This window comes from Variovorax robiniae, assembly GCF_037889955.1.
Taxonomy (GTDB): Bacteria; Pseudomonadota; Gammaproteobacteria; order Burkholderiales; family Burkholderiaceae_C; genus Variovorax; species Variovorax robiniae.
In genome coordinates this window covers 1-6,937 of record NZ_JBBKZS010000060.1, presented here as the reverse complement: position 1 = coordinate 6,937, position 6,937 = coordinate 1, and the positions used below count along the sequence as shown (strand labels likewise).

At 65.1% G+C, this 6,937-nt stretch carries 6 protein-coding genes and 2 pseudogenes; 4 read left to right on the top strand and 4 right to left on the bottom strand.

What is annotated here, in order from left to right; genetic code table 11:
- Together WKW79_RS36530 and WKW79_RS36525 are read right to left on the bottom strand one after the other, a co-directional pair.
- Positions 1-177: porin (locus tag WKW79_RS36530; RefSeq protein WP_340340117.1), on the bottom strand; the 177-nt coding region annotated here is incomplete at its 3' end.
- Positions 178-574: 397 nt separating this feature from the next.
- Positions 575-1,453, bottom strand: a pseudogene (locus tag WKW79_RS36525) (acyl-CoA dehydrogenase); the annotation flags it as partial.
- On the opposite strand from WKW79_RS36525, the pseudogene WKW79_RS36520 reads away from it, so the two are divergent.
- Positions 1,449-1,852: pseudogene (locus WKW79_RS36520) on the top strand (AMP-binding enzyme); the annotation flags it as partial. The pseudogenes WKW79_RS36525 and WKW79_RS36520 sit on opposite strands and share 5 nt — an antisense overlap.
- A 331-nt stretch (positions 1,853-2,183) precedes the next feature.
- On the opposite strand, the gene WKW79_RS36515 reads toward WKW79_RS36520, so the two are convergent.
- The gene (locus tag WKW79_RS36515; RefSeq protein WP_340340115.1) at positions 2,184-2,798 is read right to left on the bottom strand and encodes a DUF1326 domain-containing protein; all 615 of its coding nucleotides are present in this window, start codon (positions 2,796-2,798) and stop codon (positions 2,184-2,186) included.
- A gap of 201 nt (positions 2,799-2,999) precedes the next feature.
- Between WKW79_RS36515 and WKW79_RS36510 the strand changes: the two genes are divergently transcribed.
- Together WKW79_RS36510 and WKW79_RS36505 are read left to right on the top strand one after the other, a co-directional pair.
- Positions 3,000-3,773 (top strand): DUF2182 domain-containing protein, encoded by a 774-nt coding sequence (locus WKW79_RS36510; protein WP_340340114.1) that lies wholly within the window; start codon positions 3,000-3,002, stop codon positions 3,771-3,773.
- A 913-nt stretch (positions 3,774-4,686) separates the two neighbouring features.
- On the top strand, positions 4,687-5,805 hold the full coding sequence (locus tag WKW79_RS36505) for an AI-2E family transporter (protein ID WP_340340113.1): 1,119 nt from the start codon (positions 4,687-4,689) through the stop codon (positions 5,803-5,805).
- 255 nt (positions 5,806-6,060) lie between these two features.
- On the opposite strand, the gene WKW79_RS36500 is transcribed toward WKW79_RS36505, so the two are convergent.
- Positions 6,061-6,519 carry a hypothetical protein gene (locus WKW79_RS36500; protein WP_340340112.1) on the bottom strand — a complete coding sequence of 153 codons (459 nt, stop codon included), beginning with the start codon at positions 6,517-6,519 and terminating at the stop codon, positions 6,061-6,063.
- Between the two features lie 241 nt (positions 6,520-6,760).
- On the opposite strand from WKW79_RS36500, the gene WKW79_RS36495 reads away from it, so the two are divergent.
- The coding region (locus WKW79_RS36495; protein ID WP_340340116.1) for a porin at positions 6,761-6,937 on the top strand (177 nt) is incomplete at its 3' end.

The following is a 6,937-nucleotide window of genomic DNA, read 5'->3' as shown; positions in this document are numbered from 1 at the left end:
GAGGTCGCCGGTGCCGACGAAGTTGAGCGCCGGCGCGCCGCGGACACCGACGAACTTGCTGGTCGTCTGGTAGTAGCTGATGCCTGCGTCAACCACGCCGAACAGCGTGACGGACGATTGGGCAGACGAGGCACCGGCAGCGGTAAGGGCTGCCAGGGCAACCAGGGATTTTTTCATTGAAAAGTTCTCCATCACAGGAACAAAAGCGGGCTTCCAGCCGACGGCTCCAGACGAAATCGAAGAAGACCTCGAGGTCGAGCGAGGGCTTCGCGCCCACGTCCTGCTCCGGTTCATGCGCATCCACGAGTCAGCCTTCCCGTGATGCGTTGTGCGCGACAGACCGACACCCTGGCGGCCGGCCGGGACCCGTTCGTGTCCCTGGGTGACTGCCGCATTGCAAGGCCCGCAGTTTGCGCATCTCTGCGCCAAGCCATACGATTCCGGTTCCGCTATGCCGCGCCCGAGGCTGGGGCTTCAAGGTCAGGGTCCATCGAGCCTGCGGCACAAATTTATCGTTCGATCGCTCATGTGCTCCCCTCCTTGAAGGAGGGGCGAAGACGTCATGGCGGCCGTGCTAGAAATCCTCGAGGCCCATGTCCGCGATCGCCTCCGAGCCCGCGACGATGCTGTCGCGCAGCCCGGGCACGCGGGTCAGGATGTGGTCGGCATAGAAGCGTGCCACGGCGATCTTGCGGCGCATGAAGACCGGATCGTCGCCCGAGGCCAGGCGGTCTTCGGCCGCCAGCAGCGCACGTCCCATCTGCCACCCGGCGGCCAGGTTGCCCGCGAGCATGAGGTAGGGCACCGAGCCGGCGAACACGGCATTCGGATTCGACCTGACATGCGCGAGGATCCAGCCGACAACCTCGAGGAAGGCCTCGCGCGCAACCGACAGGCGAAGTGCCATGGCCTGCGCGGCCTCGCTGCCACGCTGGCGCAGCAAGGCCTCCACGGCCGCAATTTCCTGCGCGAAAGCGCGCGCCAGGGCGCCGCCGTCGCGCACGGTCTTCCGGCCCACGAAGTCGTTGGCCTGGATCGCCGTGGTGCCCTCGTAGATGGTCAGGATGCGCGCGTCGCGGTAGTGCTGCGCGGCGCCGGTCTCCTCGATGAAGCCCATGCCGCCATGCACCTGCACGCCCAGACTCGTGACCTCCAGGCTCATCTCGGTCGAATAGCCCTTGATCAGCGGCACGAGGAACTCGAAGAACGCCTGCTCGCGACGGCGCACCTCGGCGTCGGGATGGGCATGCCCCGCGTCGCAGGCGGCCGCCGCGGCGATGGCCAGCGCACGGCAGCCTTCGGTCTGCGCACGCATGGTGAGCAGCATGCGCTGGACGTCCGGGTGATGGACGATCGGCGCCGCGGCGGGGAGCGACCCGTCCACCGGACGCGACTGCACGCGCTCCTTCGCATACGCCCCGGCGAGCTGGCTGGCGCGCTCGGCCACGGCGACCGAGTACTTCAAGGGCGGCAGCCCGCTGGTGAACGGCTGGTTCCCCACGGGCGACTTCTCGACCATCGACCCTGAAGGCTTCATGCAGATCAACGACCGCAGCAAGGACCCATCGACCTGGAGAACATCGCCATGGCCCATCCGGGCGTGGCCATGGCGGCCCGCATCGCCGCGCGCCACGCCAAGTGGGACGAGCGCCCGCTGCTGGTGGTGGTGAAGAAGCAGGGCACGGACCTGACCCGCGACGAACTGCTGGCCTTCTACGACGGCAAGATCGCCAAGTGGTGGACGCCGGACGACGTGGTGTTCGTCGACAGCATTCCGCTGGGCGCCACGGGCAAGGTGCAGAAGAACATCCTGCGCGACGCGCACCAGGACCACCTGCTGCTCGCAGCTTGAGGCACACGTGGTGACTCTGTCCCTCATCGTGCGCGTAGGGAACCCGTCCTTGCCACTCTCCGCGACAGGCCCGGCCTGCGCATCGCGAGCGCGCCTGCCGACACACGCGGTACTTCTGTGCTGCAGAGGATGGAACCTCGCGACCCGCAAGTCGTCACGCGCCTGGCTCGATCTGACGAGCGGACGTACCCCGACCGGGCAATCAGATAAGGCAGGCTGATCTTTTGACAGTTCCCGAACTGCGGGTCATCGGCTGTGCCGCGACCAACGTGCTGAACCCGCTGCGCTTGCTGTGGCCCAAGATTGCATGCGCGCTGACGCGCGCCGCCATTCAGCCGGCCCAGGCGAAGGGCGCGAAGTGACCGTTGCGCGTCCCGGTCGAGTCGTTCCACTTGATGCCGAAGACGTTGAACAGGCTGCGTGTCGCCTTGGCTAGCGACAGTCGGCTATTCACCGGGTGCGCGGTATTGTCCACGCCGATTGCATCGCCAGGGGCGCTGACGCTGGGGATGCCTTCGCAGGCTTGGTCCACCAGATCACCGGCACGCACTGCGCGGTTCAGGCCGTCCACATCGAACTGGATCGGCCGACGCTCGACGCCGGCGATCTTGCCGACCAGCGGCCCCAACGCTGCCATCGGTCCGCCCGCCGCGCCGGTGGCGATGGCGCTGATCGCCTCGACCTGCGCGTCGCTGGCGCGCTCGTCGATGATCAGCCCGACGGTGATGTTGCCCGCGCCCATCGCGCCCGGCGAATGCATCATCACGATGAAGCTCAGGCCGTCGAGTGACAGGCCGTCCCTGTGCCCCTTGTCGATGCGCATCGTCACTGCGGCCTTGCAATCGCCCTCTGTCGGCGCGGCCGCCAGGTTGGAGGTGATGCACGGGCACAGCAGGGTGCAGTTGCAGGTTTCCATGTATTCGCCGCTGATCTGCCAAGTCGCCATGACTGCTCCTTCGGGTGAACATGCACCGGCCTGTCCTCGCAACCGCCGGGTCGTGCCCACGGGGGGACGGTCAACATACGCCCAATCGATGGTGCGGGCAACCGCAGTGCCTACGATGCGCCGGGGGGTATTGCGGTTGACAAGCGGAGCCGCGCCGCCCATGGTGGGGCCAGTGCCATCCTGGCATCCGCGCAACCAGCAATGACCACCCGCGCCAAAGAGGGGCCGCAACGAGCGCCGCGAACGCAAGGCCTGTCGAAGGCAGTCGCGCTGTGGCTGGGGCTCGCCCTGCTGGGCTGGGCCGGTCTGGCTTGGCTCGCTTTCGACATGGGCCATCCGCTGGCGCAACTGACCATGCCGATGTCGCCGCATTGGAGCGCGGCCAACCTGCTGGCCATCGTCGTCATGTGGGCGGTGATGATGGCCGCGATGATGCTGCCATCGGCGCTGCCGATGGTGCGGGCGTTCGTTGCGCTGTGCCAGCGCAATGGGCAGCGCGCGCGCTCGCGCCAGTTCGTCGGCGCCTACTTGCTTGTGTGGATGATCTTCAGCATCGGGGCGACGGCGGCACAGTGGCTTCTTCAGGCCGTCGGCTGGGTGAATCCGATGCTCGTCAGCACCTCGGCGACGCTGTCGGTCGCATTGTTGCTGGTGGCTGGCGCATATCAATTTTCGCCGCTCAAGCGCATCTGCCTGGCGCGCTGCCGAACGCCGATGGGCTTTCTCGTGGGCGAATGGCGTGGCGGACGTTTCGGCGCCTTTGTCATGGGATGGCGCCACGGCCTGTTCTGCCTGGGGTGCTGCTGGGCGTTGATGGCGTTGCTGTACGTCGGCGGGGTCATGAACTTGGCGTGGATCACGGCGCTTTCGATCGGTGTCGCAGTCGAGAAGCTCGCGCCACACGGAGAACGCGTCGCAACGCTGCTCGGGTTGGCCTTGCTTGGCGCCGGCGCCTTCCGACTGCTGCTGGGCTAATCAGCCTTCGAGCGCCTCTCGCATCACCGATCACCACGCTGTATCGGCCCCCGGGTCCGGATCGCGGCCGGCGACGCAGGTGTGTCGGCCCCGGCCTGGCTCACGCGGCGGATGCTGTCCCCCTTGACGCAGCCCTCCCTCCTTCAGCCGAATATCGCGGCCACGGATTTTTCCGTGCATGAAGTGCGGTCGTCTTCGCGGTGCTCGCCGCCTTCACGTCTGTCTGCGCCAGAAGAGTGATCTGCGGAATCGCCGGAGAAAGCGTGCAAAGGATTGCCCCAGTTCCCGCTGGAGGTTGGCAAAGCACCGATCGCGTCGTGGCCAACCACTGCCGGTCCAGTGCACGGTCGATCTCGAGGCCTCAGCGTTCGGTTGAGATATGCCGCGCGAACCTGACGAAGGGTGCCCCTTTTTCAGACCGCCGAATCTGTTGCCTCTTTGCCATGCCCTGCTGACCCATTGATTGTCCGCCGACACTGCCGTCGCGCTGCGGAGCGGCTGGCCCGCTCGATGCCGGGCAGCGATGTGATGCACGAGGCCGCGCTCGTTCGACTCGAGGCAGCCGAGCAAACTGGCCCACCTTGCGAATCGGCGTCGACGCGTCCTGCCTGAGAATTGCGCCGATCGCGTCAGGATCGACTGCAGTCGCCACCGCGCGCGGCGTGGTCCCCAACTCAGACCAACCATCTGGCTCGATCCAGACTTCACTCGGTCACTCTCCCATGCGCTGGGGATCAAAGGCTCCGCATCACAGGCCGACGGGCCAAATCCGCGAATGCGTCCTGGACCCTGTGACGTCTCCACTTGTTCTTCGCAATCGACTCATTGCTGAATGCTGCGGCCTTGAGCGTTGTCAAGTCAGCTGGCAAGCATCCCGGGAACAATCGCAGTCTCAACCTTCGGAGGTCGACACATGACGACACCCAAGCCAGACCTCGTGCACGAGGCACGGTGGTCGATGAAGCTGATGGACGTCTTCATCCGGGCCGGACTGGTGCTGGCCCTGACGCTGTTGTGCTTCCGGATCTTCGCGCCCTTCATCTCCATGATGGCCTGGGCGCTGATCCTCGCAGTGACGGTTTACCCCGGCCATCAGGCGCTGGCCCGCAAGCTGGGCGGAAAGCAGGGCCTCGCCGCGACTTTGCTGGTATTGGTCGGCATCGCGCTGATCGTGATGCCCATGGCCGTGGTATTGGCCTCAATGGGCGATTCGGTCCACGAGACGGTCGAACGTGTGCGCGACAACAAGTTGGAAATCCCGCCGCCGCCCCCCGGCGTGGCCGAATGGCCCGTGATCGGCCCGAAGGTGCACAGCTTCTGGTCGCTGGCGCACACGGACATGCCTTCGGTTGTCCAGAAGTTGCAGCCGCAACTGGGAGAACTGGCGGGCAAAGCGCTGGAGATGGTGGCCAGCATTGCCGGAACGGTGCTGTTGTTCATGGCCTCCTTCATCATCGCCGGCATCATCATGACCTTTGGCGAGTCGGGCGCCGAAGCCGCGCGGAGGATCCTCGGGCGCATCGTCGGTACCGAGCGCGGCCTGGAGTTCGCGACGCTGTCCACCGCGACCATTCGCGCGGTGTCACTGGGCGTGGTAGGTGTCGCGTTCATCCAAGCCATGGTCGTGGGCATCGTGATGATCGTGGGCACCATTCCATTTGCCGGCGTGCTGGCCATGATCGTGCTGGTGCTGGGCATCGCGCAAGTGCCCGCACTGCTGGTCACCATACCGGTCATCGCGTACATCTGGGTGAGCGGAAACTACGACACCGTGCCCGCGGTCATCTACACGGTGCTGCTGGCGATCGGCGGCATGCTCGACAACGTGCTGAAGCCGCTGCTACTTGGCCGCGGCGTGGATGCGCCCATGCCGGTGGTGTTGCTCGGCGCGCTGGGCGGCCTGGCGGGCGCCGGCATCTTGGGGATGTTCATCGGCGCCACCGCGCTGAGCCTGGGCTATCAGATCCTCATGGCCTGGGTGGCGACTCATCCGGACGTCGTCACGGACAGCGACCCGCCGCCCGTCATTTGATCTCTTGAAGTGGGCTGAGGGCGGGAGCGGGCAAGATCTGGGGAGTCGTCCCTTCACACGCGCTTCAGCGTTGGCGACCTGGCGTGGGCAAGCAACCTACCAGGTCTCCTTCGCGATTGTCGCGATGAACGCTCACGCAGAACCGACCGGGCCGTGCGCATGCGGCGGCGCGTGGTCTCTCAGTCGCGGCGAATATTCATCAATAGAGGTCAACAATAGCCGAAGCCGTTCAGGACGCTTCGTCAAGCCGCGTGTTCATTGCACGTAGTCGATGAACTGTGGGATGACCTCGCGCAGGAAGCGCATTTCCTCCGTGGGGATGGTGCATGGCTCCAAGTCGAAATGGATGAAGGTGCCGTATGGCCTGCCGCACTTTTGAGTCAGCAGCCGACCATAGTACGACTCAACCATCCCGGCATAAGGTCGCTTGGTCAGGTGCGGGTCCTTGGACGCATGGCTGGTTACGAACTCGCCATGCTCGATCGCGTGCTGGCAAAAGCTCTTGCCCAAAGGCACCACCTTCAGCCAAGTTCGGTATTCGGAGTCGCGATCGAACGCGTGCGCCGCGTGCATCACTTCGCCGCTCAGTTTGTAGATCGCCGTGAACCGATAGGACGTCCTTCTGTTGAGCAGGGCCAGCGCCGGGACGATCCCGCGGCTGGCAAGAAGGTTGCGAACGGCAACGGCCGGCGCTGGCGAATCGACGTCGGACATGGGTACATCTGTTAGCGTTGAGCGTGAACTTTACGAATTATTGCCACACTCGGGAACTGGGTATGACCCCGACATGGAAGGCGAGGCTTGGACTGCCCGTCGCCATCAAGCAACAAAGGCGTTCGACCTCCTCGCAAATTGCTTGAATCCCTTGTCCATGTCCAAGGCAAGGTGTCTACTTTCCGAATGGACGGTAGGGGTCTGCGCGCAAAGCGACACCAATAATCGAGGAGACGGGTCAATGAAGAAATCCCTGGCCGCCTTGGCCGCCCTGGCTGCATCAGGCACTGCCTTGGCGCAGTCCTCTGTCACGCTGTTCGGCGTGGTTGACGCAGGCATCAGCTACTACCAGACGACCAGCAAGTTCGTCGGTGTCCGCGGCGCGCCGGCGCTCAACTTCGTCGGCACCGGCGACCTC